Source organism: Trichococcus palustris, assembly GCF_900114465.1.
In the GTDB taxonomy this organism is placed as follows: Bacteria; Bacillota; Bacilli; order Lactobacillales; family Aerococcaceae; genus Trichococcus; species Trichococcus palustris.
This window is the reverse complement of record NZ_FOTD01000007.1, coordinates 1-13,953: the sequence shown is the minus strand read 5'-3', so window position 1 is coordinate 13,953 and position 13,953 is coordinate 1. Positions and strand designations below refer to the sequence as shown.

Below are 13,953 nucleotides of genomic sequence, written 5' to 3'. Positions count from 1 at the left end.
AGATATGTGTGTGTTTTCGCAAATCTAAGTGATGGCATCCTTCGTCAGCAATTTCCGATAGCTGCGGTCGATGAAGGTAGCCCCAATCGGTGCGGTCAAAATGATCGCCAGCACAGCGACCATCAAAATGATGCCGCCCGCATCCACCCCTGCCGCCAAAGGGATGGAGCCGATGGCAGCCTGAACGGCAGCCTTCGGTGTGTAGGCAAAAGCGGTGAAGACGCGCTCCTTCGCATTCAGATTCGTGCCGGATATGGCCAAGAATACGGCAATTATCCGGAACAGCAAGGCGCCGAAAATCAACAAGACAGCTGCAAAACCGGCATCACCCAGAGCGGTGATATCGACCGTCGCCCCGACCAAGACAAAAAGAAAAATTTCGGCTCCTGCCCAAATTTTGGCGAATTTTCCGTTCAGCCGTTTGGATAAAACGGGCCGCTGCCTGAATAAAGTAGCCCCAACGGCCACGACAGCCAACAGGCCGGAGAAGGGGATATATTTGGCAAAGGAATCCTCCGAAGATGCCAACAGAAAACAGGCACTCAGAATCAGCAAAACTTTCATGGTATCACGAATATGAAAATACTGGAAAAGGCTTATCAATGCCAAACCGACGAGCAGGCCCCCGAGCAAGCCCAGCGCAATCGATACGGGCATGGAAAGAAGCGTAATCGCTTGGAAGCCGCTGCCCGTGTAGATGCCCATGAAGGCTGTGAACAGCACAACTACGTAGACGTCATCCATCGAGACGCCAGCCAAAATTATTTGTGGGATGCCCTTTGCTTTTCCATAACCATTTTCGATCAACAGGATCATCCGTTGGCCCACAATGGCAGGGGAGACCGAAGCCAAAACAGCGCCCAGAATGGCGGCTTCCAAAAACGTGATGCCAAGCAGCTTCGGTGCCAAAAACAGCACAGCCAAAATTTCAAAAGTCGCCGGCAAAAAGGTCATCAGGAAAGCCGGACGGCCGTTTTTTTTCAGATTCCGCAGATCCAATGTCAAGCCGGCGCGCACCAAAATGATGATCAGAGCCATTTTGCGGATATCTGCCGAAATAGCCAATAAATCGGGCGACAGCAGATTTAATGCGTATGGGCCCAATAAAATCCCGGTCAGGATAAGGCCAAGCAAGCCCGGTAACTGGAAACGGGCAAAAAGGGAGCTCAACAGAAATCCGACGATCAATAGAAGAGCAAGACTAAAAATCAAAACGCACACCTCCAGGTTTTCCTGTGAAAAAACTGACGACACTGCGTCTACTGCACAGAAGTCAGCCATCCAGAAAAAGATTGTAGCAAATTCATTCGGCAGAGTAAATCGCCGTTATTTGTAGGATATCATTCTTTTAATGTGTAGACAATAACAAAGAAAAACGGTTTCAAAAAAACGGTCGGTTGCCGTTTGCAGGAAAGTTATTTCGATTTTCAAATACTATCAAAATATCTGCGTTTGCATTACAATGATAATATAGATAATTTCTCATCAAGTCATTTTCCCGGCCTGAGTGAGGGTAATTCAAAGCGTTCAATAATGTTCACAAATGAAACGGCTTACAGGATATTTGTGGTGGCACTGGGATAATTGACAGAAGAAAAGCGAAGAGGTGGATTGTGTGAAGGTCGAGAAAATAGTGAAAGAATTAGATTCTTTAAAAGGAGTGGAAGGCATCGTATTGGGTGGATCCCTATGCAGAGGAGAAGCGGATGATTTGTCCGACACGGATATAGGCATTTATTATGATCCGGAGCACATCGAATTTCGACAATTGGAAGGAGCCATCCAACGCTTGGATGACACCGGCGAGGCTTCTTTATTTTTACCGGGCAGTTGGGGGCCGTGGGTTAATGGCGGAGCATGGACAACAATGGAAGGTAAGCCGGTGGACTTCATTCTTCGGGAAACGAAGCGCGTAGAACAAACAATCAAGGACTGTCTGAACGGGCACATCACCATCAGCGACCAGAGCGGACATCCATTTGGTTTCGTCAACAGCATCTACGCGGCTGAGGTCAATGATTGCCAAATCGTCTGGGAAAGTCCCGAAAAGCCTGTTTCGGCATTGAAGGGAAAACTGATTTCCCGGGGAGCCTATCCGCCGGAAATGCGGCAAGCGACCATCGACAAATTCCTTTTCGAGGCTGACTTCTCCATCCATTCTTCGCGGAAGGCACTGCTGAAGGGAGATTTGAACTATGCGAGCGGCGCTTTCTTCAAGGCGGCCTGTGCTTGGGTTCAGGTCATCTTCGCACTGAATGAAAAATTCCTGATGAACGAAAAAGGCGGCGTGCATCAAGCGAATAAGCTGGCGGTCAAACCTACCCATTTCAAGGTACGCGTGAATCAGGTATACCATTTTTTGGCGGAGCACAATCCCGGATTGGCGTGCCTGGAAATCGAATCGCTGCAACGCGAAATCGGCGAGCTGGCCGAACCGTACCGGAAAGACTTTGTGAAAGCGGGGGAATAATATGGCTGAACAAAAGAAAGTCGACTACAAAAAGGATTTCAAGGAGCTCTACCTGCCGAAACAGACGCCGGCGCTGGTGGCTGTTCCGGCAATGCCCTTTGTTACGCTGGCAGGGGAAGGCGATCCGAACGGACCGGGCTTTGCAGCGGACGTCGAGGCGCTCTATGCCTTCTCTTATGCGGTCAAGATGTCCTACAAGAAAGAGGATGTGCCGGTGGGCTACTATCCCTATGTCGTTTTCCCTTTGGAAGGAGTCTGGGACCTGATCGATAAGAGCATCCCGGCGACCGTGAAAAGCAATCTGAAATACGCCTTGATGATCCGCCAACCCGATTTTTTGGATGAGGACTTGTTTGCAAGATTCCTGGCGGAGACGAAGGCCAAGAAAAATTTACCGTCTCTGGCTAAGCTGACCTTCGAAACGATAGAGGAAGGGGCCTGTTGCCAGCTGATGCACGTCGGACCCTACGAGACGGAACCGGAATCATTCAGGAAGATGGAAGCCTTTTGCACGGAAAACGGCTATGTCCGCAAAGCGATGGCCCACCGTGAAATATACATCTCCGATCCGAGAAAAACGGCCCCGGAAAAAATGAAAACCGTCCTCCGGTTTACCTGCGAAAAAATAGGATGAGAGCTGTGCCCCCCGGCGCCTGATTTTCCTGCGCAAAAGGTACAGAAACGAAATACGTTTATCACCCGCAGCTCCTCGTGAGCTGTTTTTTTTCGGAACAGATCATCATTTTTGTATAAAAGCCGCTGACATGATACCGTTAGGGTAACGAAAATGAACAGTCCAGGAAAGAAGGAAAAAACATGGAAACAGCAAGGATGACCGTAAAGGGAAAAGGGTTTGCCAGCGCACCACCGGATGCGATTGCCATCACGATGAATCTGGAAAATACCAAGGACACCTACGAATTAGCCATGAAGAGCGCCGCCGTTGCCTTGGAACAACTGCGGGAAACATTGGCGCCGCTCGGATTCCCGAAAAAGGAAATCAAATCCTCGCACTTTTCGATCGACAGCGCCTATGAGTACAAAAATGATTATCGCGGGGAAAACAAACGCTACTTTGTCGGCTATGTCTACCGCAACGATTTGCGGATAACTTTTGCGAACGACACGGAACGCCTCGGCCGGATCCTGTTCGCCCTTGCCGGTTGTCCCGCCAAACCGGAATTTTCTGTCCGCTTTTTCCTGAAGGACAAGTCCGATGTGGAAGCAGCCCTGCTGGAAAATGCCGTCCGCGATGCCAAAAAGAAGGCGCAGATCTTGGCAGCCGCAGGAGGGGTCATGCTGGGGAAAATTTTGGCGATCGACTATGACTGGGGTGAAATCACTATCCATTCCAGGGTCTATGAAGCCTCCTCGAAGATGCTGTTCGACAGTGAACCCATGATCGACCTGGAGCCGGAAGACATCGAAAACAGCGATACCGTCACCGTCGTATGGGAAATATTGAACGGTGAGAAGATCTGACTTTACGCTTATTCGCATGAAATCGGGGGAAGCCCTAAATGTTGCAGACGAAAAAACTTTCGTGTAACATTTAGTTTGTGATAGGCGCTCAGAAGGAACGGCAAAAATAAGAGATAAGGGACGGGGAAAAGATGAAGAAGAAAACAGGTTTTTTAGCGATGGTCGCAACAGCAGTATTCCTTTTGGCGGCATGCGGCGGGACAGGGACGACAACCGGCTCCAGCGCCGAAAGCTCCTCGAAAGCGGAAACAAGCGATCTGCTGCAGCAAGTGAAGGATGCAGGTGTCGTGAAAGTGGGTGTGATGGGAACCTACCAACCCTATAATTTCCTGAATGCAAACAAGGAAATGGACGGTTTTGACGTCGATATCGCCAAAGAAGTCGCAAAGGGCTTGGGCGTAAAGGTGGAATTCGTTTCGCAAGAATTTTCGGGCATGATTGCCGGATTGAAGGCGCATAAATTTGATATGGTCGTCAGCCAAATGACGATCACTGACGAGCGCAAAAAAGAGATGCTTTTCTCTGACCCGTACATCACAAACCAAGTGAGAGTCATCGTCAGCGAAGCGAATACAGACATCCAATCGGTCAAAGATTTTCCCGGCAAACGCATCGGAGTTGGTCTGGGCACAAACGATGAAACGTATTTGCGCACGGTTTTGATGCCGGAAGTCGGCGATTTTGAAATCCGCACCTATGACGATGTCATCACTTCCTTGAAGGATCTGGACGCTGGCAGAATCGATGCCACCATCAACAATATGTATGCCTTGAAACCAGTCATTGAAGCAAATGGCTTCAAAATCAAGGCAGTCGGTGATGCCATTAAATCAGACCAAGCCGGTATCGCCGTAAACAAGGGCAATGAAACGTTCATCGCCGAAGTAAATACCATATTAGCTAAAATGAAAGCAGACGGCACCTACCGCGACATCTTTGTGAAATGGTTCGGGGAAGAACCACCGGCAGAGTAAGGAAAGAATGGAAAGGAGCCTGAAACGGCATGGAAATAGTCACGCAAAATCTCCCATTCCTATTGAAGGGCGCCTACTACACACTGCTGATCACGTTGGTCTCGATGTTTTTTGGTTCGCTCATCGGAGTGGTTGTAGCCATCGCCCGTCTGAAAGGGAATAAAGTGATTCAAGCGATCGCTCGTTTTTATGTATCCATCATCCGCGGAACGCCGACGCTCGTGCAGATCATCATCATCTATTACGGGCTGGTAGATTTCGGCATCAGTCTGCAGCCATTACCGGCTGCATTCATCGCGCTCAGCATCAACAACGGCGCCTATCTGTCCGAATCGATGCGCGGGGCTCTGCAATCCATCCCGAAAGGACAGACGGAAGCGGCCTATGCCACCGGCATGACGCCTTGGCAAGCGATGCGGCGGATCATCCTGCCGCAAGCCATCCGCGTCGCGATTCCGCCGGTCGGGAATACGTTCATCGGCATGCTGAAGGAGACTTCCTTGGTGTCCGTCATCAGTGTGACGGAGCTGTTGCGCTCCGCCCAACTGTTGATTGCCCAATACTATGTCTATTTGCCGTTTTATTTGGGGATTGCATTGATTTATTGGCTATTGAGCACCTTGTTCTCCTTCCTGTTGAACAAGCTGGAAGCACGGCTGTCGATCTATGAATAGGGCGGGTGAGAGTGAATGATAACCATCAAGGGCTTAGCAAAATCCTTCGGCAAGCTGGAGGTGCTGAAAGATATCAATATTGAAATCCAGGCCGGGGAAGTGGTCGCCATTCTGGGGCCGAGCGGATCCGGAAAAAGCACGTTGCTGCGCTGCATCAACGGCCTCGAGGAGCTGACGAAGGGAAGCATCGAGGTGAACGGCATCGTCATCGATGCTTCGCACAGCAAGAAGGAACGGGTCAAAAAAGTACGTGAAGTGCGGGTGCATACCGGCATGGTTTTCCAACAGTTCAACCTGTATCCGCACAAGACGGCATTGGAAAATGTCATCGAAGCGTTGCTGACCGTCAAAAAGATGGACAAAACGCAAGCCGTCAAAATCGGCGAAGACCTCTTGAAGCGGGTCGGGCTATTCGAGAAAAGAGACGAATATCCTTCCCGGCTGTCCGGCGGGCAACAGCAACGAGTCGCCATTTCCAGGGCCTTGGCGATGGATCCGGACGTTATGCTGTTCGACGAACCGACCTCTTCCTTGGACCCTGAACTGGTGGACGAAGTACTGAATGTCATCCAGGAACTCGCGAAGGAAGGCATGACGATGGTCATCGTCACGCATGAAATGAATTTCGCCAGGGATGTGGCCGGAAGGGTCATCTTCATGGCGGACGGCGTCGTCGTCGAGGAAGGCAATCCAAAAGAATTCTTTGCCGGACCGAAGACCGAACGTGCAAGGAAATTCCTGAAGATGGAAGAAGAGCAGGACAAGATACTATAGAAATGAGGAAAGAGTATGATTGTTACAACAACTTGGACGGGCGGCCGGAAGTTCACCGCAAAAGGGGATTCCGGTTACGACATCAAAATGGATGCCACCCCGGCATATGGCGGCATGGGGGAAGGCGCAACGCCGACGGAAATGCTGCTGGCCTCTTTGGCGGGCTGCATCGGCATTGACGTCACCATGGTATTGAACCATTTTCTGGATAAAATCACGAAAATTGAGTTCATCACAGACGGCACACGCAAAGAGGAGGCGCCCAAAGGTTATACCGCCATCCACACCACGCTTGTTGTGGACGGGGACATCGATGCGAAAAAAGTTTGGCGCGCGATCGACCTGAGCGAAGAGAAATACTGCAGCGTCTCCGATTCCTTGAGCGCAAAGATAACCTATGATGTGGTCCTGAACGGGGAAAAGCTGACCAGGGGATAAGGGTGGTTTGGCTCGGAACGTCGGGCCCAAACCCGAAGATTGTCGTGGACCTGAAATACACATTCCAAACACGTTAAAAAAGGCTTGAAGTGGCAGAACGCTTTAGCCTTTTTTTGACCTTGGTGCTTTGGACTGGCATAATGGGAATGAAATGCCAAACGTTTTGCGTAGTTGATAGGCAGAGGGGAAAAGGAGGAAAACAGATGGCAGACATCACATTCGAGATAACAGAAGAAATCGGCGTGCTTTCCGAATCGGCGAAAGGCTGGACCAAGGAATTGAACCTGGTGAGTTGGAACGGCAGACCGCCGAAGTACGACATCCGGGAGTGGAGCCCGAACCACGAGAAGATGGGCAAAGGGATGACCTTCACCGAAGAAGAAATGGCCACATTGCACCGATTATTGAATAAATAAGAAAATCCCTGCCTGACAGGAAGGGCTATCCGCAAAGGAAGCCATTCGTTTCAGGCGGGGATTTTTCTGTTTTAGTGAGTAAAATCAGTTATTTTTCCAAGGAGCATCCCGTCATTTCGTTTCGGCACGTTTGCCGCTGCGGTAAAAGAGCAGCATCAGGATGGCCGAAAGGATGGCCGTCGCCGCACCAAAGTAGAAAGGGGCGCGGTTGTTGACATGATCATACAACAGTCCTGCAATGTAGCTGGCGGGGAGCAAGGTCATACCAAGGATGGCATTGTAGACGCCCAAGCCGGTTCCGCGCTTTTCCTTGCCGATGATATCGGATACCAAGGCTTTTTGGATGCCGTCCGTGGCGGCACTGTATAATCCGTAGCAAGCGAAAAGGATGGTTATCGCAAGCGGGGTGGTCGCTTTGCCGAAGCCGAAATAGATCAAGGCGAACATCACATAACCGGCGATGATGATGCGCTTCCTGCCGATTTTGTCGGACAGTTTTCCGAACGGAATAGCGAAAAGGACGGAAACACCATTGAAAATCATATAGATGATCGGAATGAACGTGTCCTTGATGCCGACATCGCTGGCCTTGAGCAGCAAGAGGGCATCCGTGGAATTACCCAACGTGAAAATGAAGACGATGAACAGGAAAATGTAGTAATCCTTCGAAAAATCGCTGAAGGCCAACTTGCCTAGTTTTTCAGTCTTGGCACGCTTCGCCTCTTTGACGAAAAAGATGATGGACAGCACGCCTAAGAAGGCAGGAACGGCCCCAAGCAGGAAGACCTTCCGGTAATCGCCGGGGAAGAACCACAGCACCGCAAAGGCCATCAACGGACCGATGATGGCTCCGCTATTGTCCATCGCCTTGTGGAACCCGAAGTTCAGGCCGGCGTTATTGTTCTCTTCAGAAGAGGCGGCTACCAAGCTATCCCGAGGCGCCGTCCGGATGCCTTTTCCGACCCGTTCCACAAAACGGATGGAAAGCACCTGGAAAGGGGTGCTCACGAAGGCGAATAGGGGCGAGAGGAGGGCGGTTATCCCATAACCGATGATCATAAACGGTTTGTTGCGGCCGATTTTATCGCTCCACCAGCCGGACAAGGATTGCAGGACGGAAGCCGTGCTCTCCGCTACCCCTTCAATCAAGGAAATCTCCGTCTTGGATGCGCCCAAGGTCGTCAAGAAGAGGGGCAAGATGCTGTAAACCATCTTCGTGGTCGTATCCGTCAAAAAACTGGTCAATCCGACAAAGAAAACGTTCCGATCCATACCGAAAAGTTGCTTCTTGTCTTTTTTGTTATCAGCCATATGCAAGACCTTCTTTACTTTGGATTATATAGAGGTTGATGATGACAATAAATGTTTCGCTCAGACTTATTAAAATCCTTTTTAAGGGGAATGTCCAGCGGAACACTTTGCGGCAGCACTACTGATTTTGGATGCCGACAAATAGAAAAAATGCTCTTTTTCTGGTAAAGTTGAATAGACCAAAAGATTCCGAGGCTATGCGATAGATGAGGAGGCAGGACATGGAAAAAGCAGTGATCAATCAAACGGAGTTGGCGATTTATCAAGGGGACATAACGGATTGCGCCGTGGATGCCATCGTGAATGCGGCGAACCGTTCCCTTTTGGGCGGAGGCGGTGTCGACGGCGCCATCCACCGGGCGGCAGGGCCGCAATTATTGGCGGAATGCCGGACGTTGGGAGGCTGCCAGACCGGTGAGGCGAAGCTTACAAAAGGCTATTGCTTGCCTGCAGCCCACGTCATCCACACGGTCGGACCGGTTTGGCAAGGCGGCAATCATCAGGAAGCGCAACTGTTGGCATCCTGTTACCGGAGAACGCTAGCAATCGCTGACGCCGAAAACTTCCGGACGCTTGCCTTTTCAGCCATCAGCACGGGTGTCTACGGCTATCCCATCGCGGAAGCCGCGCAGATTGCGGTCCGGACCGTGAAAGAATACCTGATCGCCCATCCGGATGTCCCGCTCAGGAAAATCTGGTTTGTCTGCTACGACAATACGGTAGCGGAAGCCTACAGCCAAGCTTTGGAAAATAAACAGCAAGGAGATAAATGATGTTCATATTTATTGATGTACGACCGTTCCGGCAACAGCTGGACTACAATCAAACGATGACCTGTTCGCGCTGCGGCCATTTTGGGCGCTACGAAGTCTACCTAGCCGGCAATCGCTTCCGTTTATTTTTTATCCCCATCATCACCTTCGGTAAAAAATATATCGTGCGCACGAGCTGTTGCGATACCTTATACTTGCTGGACGAACAGATAGGGAAGGCGATCCAGCGCGGAGAAGCCGTTGAAATCGATGAACGGAACCTGCAATTATACAGGGAAGGCGGGCCGGTCGAACGGTCCTGCAGGCATTGCGGAGCCGCCTACACGCAAGGTGCCCATTTCTGCCCGAACTGCGGCACAAAGCTGGATTGATCCCGCATAGGAATTCCGAATAGCGTTTCTTGCAGCAGGGGAAATATGGTTATCGTGAATTTTCATAAATTGAAATTTCAACTACAGTATATGTTATAATATAACCAGCGAGTTTGATCATAACGCATAGGGGATGGTTTTGGAATGATGACAAACGGAGAGATTAGAGCCAGCGGAAGAGAGTATTTACGCGGCAATTATAAAATGGCGGTAATCAATATGATTATGCTTGGGATAGCGAACAGCACACTGCAATCCATCGTGCGGTCATTGACCGGCGAAAGTTTGATGAATATCAACTTATCGGGGCAGAGTATCCCCACAATCGATACAATCCTTTCGATGAATTTTTCGGCGTTCCAGACGTTACTGAATATAGTCCTGTCCATAGCGGTTGGCTTGCTCATGGCTGCGATGCATATGGGGAATGAATGGGGTTATTTGGATATGCTGGACGGAGTTCCGCTTTCCGCATCTCATTTGATCAAACCGTTCGAAAGGAACGTTTGGAAGATGTTTGGCGTGCTGGCTTTACAGGCGATCTACATCTTCCTGTGGGCAATCTTATTGTTCATCCCGGGAATCATCAAATTCTATTCCTTGGCGTTGGCGAATTTCATTTATTTCGATAATCCTGACATGAAGACAACGGATATCCTGAAACAAAGCGAATCATTCATGAAGGGGAAAAAATTGAAATTATTCCAGTTGGATCTGTCATATATCTGGAGCTATTTCATTCCAGTCAGCCTGATTCTTTCATCTATTTTCACCGTATTATTCAACTACAACAGCACTAGGTCATCGTATGCTTCGCTGGCTCTCTTCGTCATCATGTTATTGGTGGCGTTTGCCGCATTCTTCATTCTGACCTTCATCGTCGAACCGAGACGGAAAGCCGCGCGAGCAGTCTTCTATACGGAAGTGCTGAGGGATGAGAACATCAGCACTTCCGGCGAATAATGCAGCGAGCCAGAGGTGGATGAAGAAGACTTTAAAATTAGCTTCAGCACGAGTAGCACAACGACCTTGTTATCCGTTGTGCTTGTTTTTTTCGAAAAATGCAAAAAATACCAACAATAGTTACCTATTCAAATAAAGGAAGGAATGGCTTATGGAAAAAAGAACCAAAAAAGAAGCGCCGAGCATCACGACCGATCTGCGTAGCGACACCATCCAGGTTCCGAGCGTCATCCGGAATTGCTCGGGCATCCGTATCTTCGGGAAACGGATCAAATCCTTGATCTTCACAACCGACATTGCCATCATCTTGAACAATGATGCGGACGCGGTCATTGCAGTCTATCCTTTCACACCGCATCCGGCAGTCATCCAAAGCATCGCCAATGTCTCGACCATCCCGATCCTGTCAGGAGTAGGAGGAGGGACGACCCAAGGCAAACGCAGCGCGAACATCGCTTTGTTTTCCGAGGCGCAAGGTTCCTTGGCGGTTGTCGTCAATGCACCGACGCCGCTCGAAACAATCAAACAGATAGAGGAAACGGTCGATATCCCGATTGTGTGCACCATCGTTTCCGAGTACATGGATATCCAGGCGCGTCTGGATGCCGGCGTCGATATCCTTAACGTCAGCGGCGGTTCGGACACCGCCTATATCGTCAGCCGCATCCGCGAAAAATTCCCCGATGTGCCGATCATCGCAACCGGGGGGCCGGACGACGAAGCCATCATGGAGACCATCAATGCCGGGGCGAATGCGATCAGCTGGACACCGCCTTCAAACGGCGAGCTGTTCCGCAGGAAAATGGACAAGTACCGGGAAAAGGAACGGGAAAAATACATGCAGTCCCACCAAGGTCTGACCATCGAAGAGGTCGAAGAACTGGAAGAGCACAAAGATTAGAAATAAGAAAAGCGGTCCAAGCCCGTCCTGCCTTGAATTAGGAAACACTGTGACCTATTCGGTCAAGTGTATCATGCCTCTAAGCGATTAAAATCGCAAGAGTCATGACAATTTAGGGAATCTGGCCCTGAATGAGCATCGTAGAGCGCAAGGGGTCAGATTTATCTAATTTCCGAGAGGCAGGCTTGGACCGTTAGACATCACGTGATGGCGTGAAACAGATCAGGAATCTGTGAAATACCTGTAGTGATGCGCTTCTTAGATCAAAAAGGAATACGTTATAGCCTGTTAAAAAAAGCAGCGACAGATTAGACACACCTCATGTGTCCGATCTGCCGCTGCTTTTTTATTGTCTGATGGATATGTATTGTCGAAAGGCTTACAGATCGGAAATCATCCCGCCATCAACGACGAATTGCGAACCGGTCGAATAGCTGGAATCATCGGAAGCGAGATAGATGACCAGATTGGATATCTCTTCCGGTTTTCCGGTTCTTCTCAAAGGAAGATCCTTTTCCAATTGTTTGATGTATTCATAGACATCGCCTTGTTCCGCCATCGGTGTTGCAACGATGCCGGGATGGACAGAATTGACGCGGATATTGAACTGCCCCAATTCAGCCGCAGCGCCTTTCGTCATGCCGGTGACCGCATGCTTCGATGCGCTGTAAGCGATAGCTGTCGGGGCGCTTACCAAACCATCGACCGAGGAAATATTCACGATGGAACCGATGCCGGCTACCTTCATGGATGGAACGACGGCCTTCATGCCCAAGAATACACCTAATTCATCGATTTCAAAGGTCAAACGGAAATCCGCTTCGGTCAAATCGTCCAAGGTTTTGAAGATTCCGACACCGGCATTGTTGACCAAAACCGTTATGGGTCCGAATGCTTTTTCCGTCACATCTACGACGGCTGCCCAATTATCAGCTTTGGAGACATCGAGTTTCATAAAAAGAGCATTTTCGCCGAGTTCTTCAGCCAAGGCTTGGCCGGCTTCTTCATTGATGTCCGTTATTACTACTTTGGCGCCTTCTTCTACGAACATGCGAGCATGCATGGCACCCATTCCTTGTGCTGCCCCTGTGATGATAGCTACTTTATTGTCTAATTTACTCATAAAACGACTCTCCTTTGGCACTGGCGTTTTTCCCATAAAAATATTTCGTTGAAATGTATAGGCTTACATCAATACTATACCTAGATCATTCCATAGTCAATATAACAACAACATAATATTCTTCTCACAAATGAGCCGCATCCAATTTCTGTCACAATTTCGAGGATGGTTGCGAATAAAGGGATCCTTATCGGCGAAAAACAAGCAATGATTTGGAAAAGAGCAGATATCAGGAAAAAACCAGCCGATAATATTTTGTGCAATAATGGACAATCTATCTTTCCAAAGTTTAGGGCTTCTTCCGGCTGAAATTTTTTTAAAGTCACGGGGTGAATAAGATATAATGAACACGATAGTAAATGCGGTTACTGAAGGGGCGATCTGCTCGGTGGAGGCGGAAGCAGTCCGACGGAAACGGCGCCGACGGGAGTCACGGAAACAGGCGACAAGACGGAATACCAAATGGCGGAATTTGTTTCGGTTGTATTGGGGTATACCGAGGATGCCTGGAACAAGATTTTTGCCGCCAATAATATGGAATATAAGGAACCGACTTTGGTCTTGTACACCGATCAAGTCCAATCAGCCTGCGGGGTGGCGGGTTCACAGGTAGGGCCATTCTATTGTCCGACCGACCAAAAATTGTACATCGATCTAAGTTTCTACAAACAGTTGTCGCAGGAATACGGCGCATCGGGGGACTTCGCGATGGTATATGTCGTGGCGCATGAAGTCGGACACCACGTCCAAAATCTGTTGGGCATCATGGATCAGGTGCAGGGACAGCGCAGCCAGTTGAGCGAAACGGAATTCAATGACCTGAATGTCCGCCTGGAGTTGCAGGCTGATTATCTAGTGGGTGTTTGGGTAAGCTACGTCCAGGATCAGGGTATCCTGGATGAGGGCGACTTTGAATAAGTGCTGCTGCACTCTCGTGACTTCAGTCATGAGTTAGGCGGCACGGTCTTTTCCCTTGCTTTATCTTTTGCGAACACCTGTTCGGAGGTGTATAATGAAGCCAAAGAGGTGAGTATCATGCTGAAAGCCTTTCAGTTCCGTTTGTACCCCAATCGGGAACAGAAAATCTATTTCGCCAATTGTTTTGGCTCCGCACGGTTCATCTTCAACCAGATGCTGGCTGACCGAAAGAAAATTTACGAAACATACAAAGACGACAAAGAACTGCTGAAATCCATCAAGCCGAGAACCTATACTTCCTTCAAAGAAGAATTTCCGTTCCTGAAAGAAGTGGACAACTTGGCCTTGGCGAATGCCAGCCAAAA

The 13,953-nt window shown here is 49.4% G+C and carries 17 protein-coding genes; 14 read left to right on the top strand and 3 right to left on the bottom strand.

Annotated elements, in window-relative coordinates:
- Positions 1 to 24: 24 nt before the first annotated feature.
- Positions 25 to 1,221, bottom strand: coding sequence for a cation:proton antiporter domain-containing protein (locus tag BM101_RS06325; RefSeq protein ID WP_245825820.1), 1,197 nt, complete (start codon positions 1,219 to 1,221; stop codon positions 25 to 27).
- 394 nt (positions 1,222 to 1,615) lie between these two features.
- Here BM101_RS06325 and BM101_RS06320 point away from each other — a divergent pair, with 394 nt between their 5' ends.
- The 8 genes from BM101_RS06320 (at position 1,616) to BM101_RS06285 (ending at position 7,228) form a co-directional block, all read left to right on the top strand.
- A complete protein-coding gene (locus BM101_RS06320; protein WP_177194412.1) occupies positions 1,616 to 2,470 on the top strand; it encodes a nucleotidyltransferase domain-containing protein in 855 nt (284 codons plus the stop codon).
- A 1-nt stretch (position 2,471) separates the two neighbouring features.
- Positions 2,472 to 3,104 carry a GyrI-like domain-containing protein gene (locus BM101_RS06315; RefSeq protein ID WP_087033970.1) on the top strand — a complete coding sequence of 211 codons (633 nt, stop codon included), beginning with the start codon at positions 2,472 to 2,474 and terminating at the stop codon, positions 3,102 to 3,104.
- 182 nt (positions 3,105 to 3,286) lie between these two features.
- Complete coding sequence (locus tag BM101_RS06310; RefSeq protein ID WP_087033971.1) at positions 3,287 to 3,952, top strand: SIMPL domain-containing protein; 666 nt, start codon at positions 3,287 to 3,289, stop codon at positions 3,950 to 3,952.
- Between the two features lie 131 nt (positions 3,953 to 4,083).
- Complete coding sequence (locus tag BM101_RS06305; protein ID WP_087033972.1) at positions 4,084 to 4,926, top strand: substrate-binding periplasmic protein; 843 nt, start codon at positions 4,084 to 4,086, stop codon at positions 4,924 to 4,926.
- A 29-nt stretch (positions 4,927 to 4,955) separates the two neighbouring features.
- Positions 4,956 to 5,600 (top strand): amino acid ABC transporter permease, encoded by a 645-nt coding sequence (locus BM101_RS06300; protein ID WP_087033973.1) that lies wholly within the window; start codon positions 4,956 to 4,958, stop codon positions 5,598 to 5,600.
- A gap of 15 nt (positions 5,601 to 5,615) precedes the next feature.
- Positions 5,616 to 6,374 (top strand): amino acid ABC transporter ATP-binding protein, encoded by a 759-nt coding sequence (locus BM101_RS06295; RefSeq protein WP_087033974.1) that lies wholly within the window; start codon positions 5,616 to 5,618, stop codon positions 6,372 to 6,374.
- 15 nt (positions 6,375 to 6,389) lie between these two features.
- On the top strand, positions 6,390 to 6,812 hold the full coding sequence (locus BM101_RS06290; protein WP_087033975.1) for an OsmC family protein: 423 nt from the start codon (positions 6,390 to 6,392) through the stop codon (positions 6,810 to 6,812).
- 203 nt (positions 6,813 to 7,015) lie between these two features.
- Positions 7,016 to 7,228 carry a YdbC family protein gene (locus tag BM101_RS06285; RefSeq protein WP_087033976.1) on the top strand — a complete coding sequence of 71 codons (213 nt, stop codon included), beginning with the start codon at positions 7,016 to 7,018 and terminating at the stop codon, positions 7,226 to 7,228.
- A 111-nt stretch (positions 7,229 to 7,339) separates the two neighbouring features.
- On the opposite strand, the gene BM101_RS06280 is transcribed toward BM101_RS06285, so the two are convergent.
- Positions 7,340 to 8,539 (bottom strand): MFS transporter, encoded by a 1,200-nt coding sequence (locus tag BM101_RS06280; RefSeq protein ID WP_087033977.1) that lies wholly within the window; start codon positions 8,537 to 8,539, stop codon positions 7,340 to 7,342.
- A 221-nt stretch (positions 8,540 to 8,760) separates the two neighbouring features.
- Between BM101_RS06280 and BM101_RS06275 the strand changes: the two genes are divergently transcribed.
- The 4 genes from BM101_RS06275 to BM101_RS06260 all read left to right on the top strand — a co-directional run bounded on the left by BM101_RS06275 (position 8,761) and on the right by BM101_RS06260 (position 11,547).
- Positions 8,761 to 9,312 carry an O-acetyl-ADP-ribose deacetylase gene (locus tag BM101_RS06275; protein ID WP_087033978.1) on the top strand — a complete coding sequence of 184 codons (552 nt, stop codon included), beginning with the start codon at positions 8,761 to 8,763 and terminating at the stop codon, positions 9,310 to 9,312.
- Positions 9,312 to 9,683 (top strand): zinc ribbon domain-containing protein, encoded by a 372-nt coding sequence (locus BM101_RS06270; protein ID WP_177194411.1) that lies wholly within the window; start codon positions 9,312 to 9,314, stop codon positions 9,681 to 9,683. Before BM101_RS06275 ends, BM101_RS06270 begins: the two co-directional genes overlap by 1 nt.
- A 144-nt stretch (positions 9,684 to 9,827) precedes the next feature.
- Positions 9,828 to 10,646, top strand: a complete 819-nt coding sequence (locus tag BM101_RS06265) for a DUF975 family protein (protein WP_087033980.1) — start codon at positions 9,828 to 9,830, stop codon at positions 10,644 to 10,646.
- Positions 10,647 to 10,797: 151 nt separating this feature from the next.
- Positions 10,798 to 11,547 (top strand): beta/alpha barrel domain-containing protein, encoded by a 750-nt coding sequence (locus BM101_RS06260; protein ID WP_087033981.1) that lies wholly within the window; start codon positions 10,798 to 10,800, stop codon positions 11,545 to 11,547.
- Between the two features lie 379 nt (positions 11,548 to 11,926).
- Here BM101_RS06260 and BM101_RS06255 read toward each other — a convergent pair whose 3' ends face one another.
- On the bottom strand, positions 11,927 to 12,670 hold the full coding sequence (locus BM101_RS06255) for a glucose 1-dehydrogenase (protein WP_087033982.1): 744 nt from the start codon (positions 12,668 to 12,670) through the stop codon (positions 11,927 to 11,929).
- 381 nt (positions 12,671 to 13,051) lie between these two features.
- Between BM101_RS06255 and BM101_RS06250 the strand changes: the two genes are divergently transcribed.
- Both BM101_RS06250 and BM101_RS06245 read left to right on the top strand, forming a co-directional pair.
- Positions 13,052 to 13,588 carry a neutral zinc metallopeptidase gene (locus BM101_RS06250; RefSeq protein ID WP_087033983.1) on the top strand — a complete coding sequence of 179 codons (537 nt, stop codon included), beginning with the start codon at positions 13,052 to 13,054 and terminating at the stop codon, positions 13,586 to 13,588.
- Between the two features lie 117 nt (positions 13,589 to 13,705).
- Positions 13,706 to 13,953 (top strand): helix-turn-helix domain-containing protein (locus BM101_RS06245; RefSeq protein WP_218149892.1); only part of this gene is annotated, 248 nt, incomplete at its 3' end.

Coding starts and splice junctions, on each gene's coding strand:
- BM101_RS06265 (WP_087033980.1), top strand. CDS start 9,828: ATGATGACAAACGGAGAGATTAGAGCCAGCGGAAGAGAGTATTTACGC.
- BM101_RS06275 (WP_087033978.1), top strand. CDS start 8,761: ATGGAAAAAGCAGTGATCAATCAAACGGAGTTGGCGATTTATCAAGGG.
- BM101_RS06310 (WP_087033971.1), top strand. CDS start 3,287: ATGGAAACAGCAAGGATGACCGTAAAGGGAAAAGGGTTTGCCAGCGCA.
- BM101_RS06270 (WP_177194411.1), top strand. CDS start 9,312: ATGTTCATATTTATTGATGTACGACCGTTCCGGCAACAGCTGGACTAC.
- BM101_RS06295 (WP_087033974.1), top strand. CDS start 5,616: ATGATAACCATCAAGGGCTTAGCAAAATCCTTCGGCAAGCTGGAGGTG.
- BM101_RS06305 (WP_087033972.1), top strand. CDS start 4,084: ATGAAGAAGAAAACAGGTTTTTTAGCGATGGTCGCAACAGCAGTATTC.
- BM101_RS06290 (WP_087033975.1), top strand. CDS start 6,390: ATGATTGTTACAACAACTTGGACGGGCGGCCGGAAGTTCACCGCAAAA.
- BM101_RS06255 (WP_087033982.1), bottom strand. CDS start 12,670: ATGAGTAAATTAGACAATAAAGTAGCTATCATCACAGGGGCAGCACAA.
- BM101_RS06300 (WP_087033973.1), top strand. CDS start 4,956: ATGGAAATAGTCACGCAAAATCTCCCATTCCTATTGAAGGGCGCCTAC.
- BM101_RS06315 (WP_087033970.1), top strand. CDS start 2,472: ATGGCTGAACAAAAGAAAGTCGACTACAAAAAGGATTTCAAGGAGCTC.
- BM101_RS06285 (WP_087033976.1), top strand. CDS start 7,016: ATGGCAGACATCACATTCGAGATAACAGAAGAAATCGGCGTGCTTTCC.
- BM101_RS06260 (WP_087033981.1), top strand. CDS start 10,798: ATGGAAAAAAGAACCAAAAAAGAAGCGCCGAGCATCACGACCGATCTG.
- BM101_RS06280 (WP_087033977.1), bottom strand. CDS start 8,539: ATGGCTGATAACAAAAAAGACAAGAAGCAACTTTTCGGTATGGATCGG.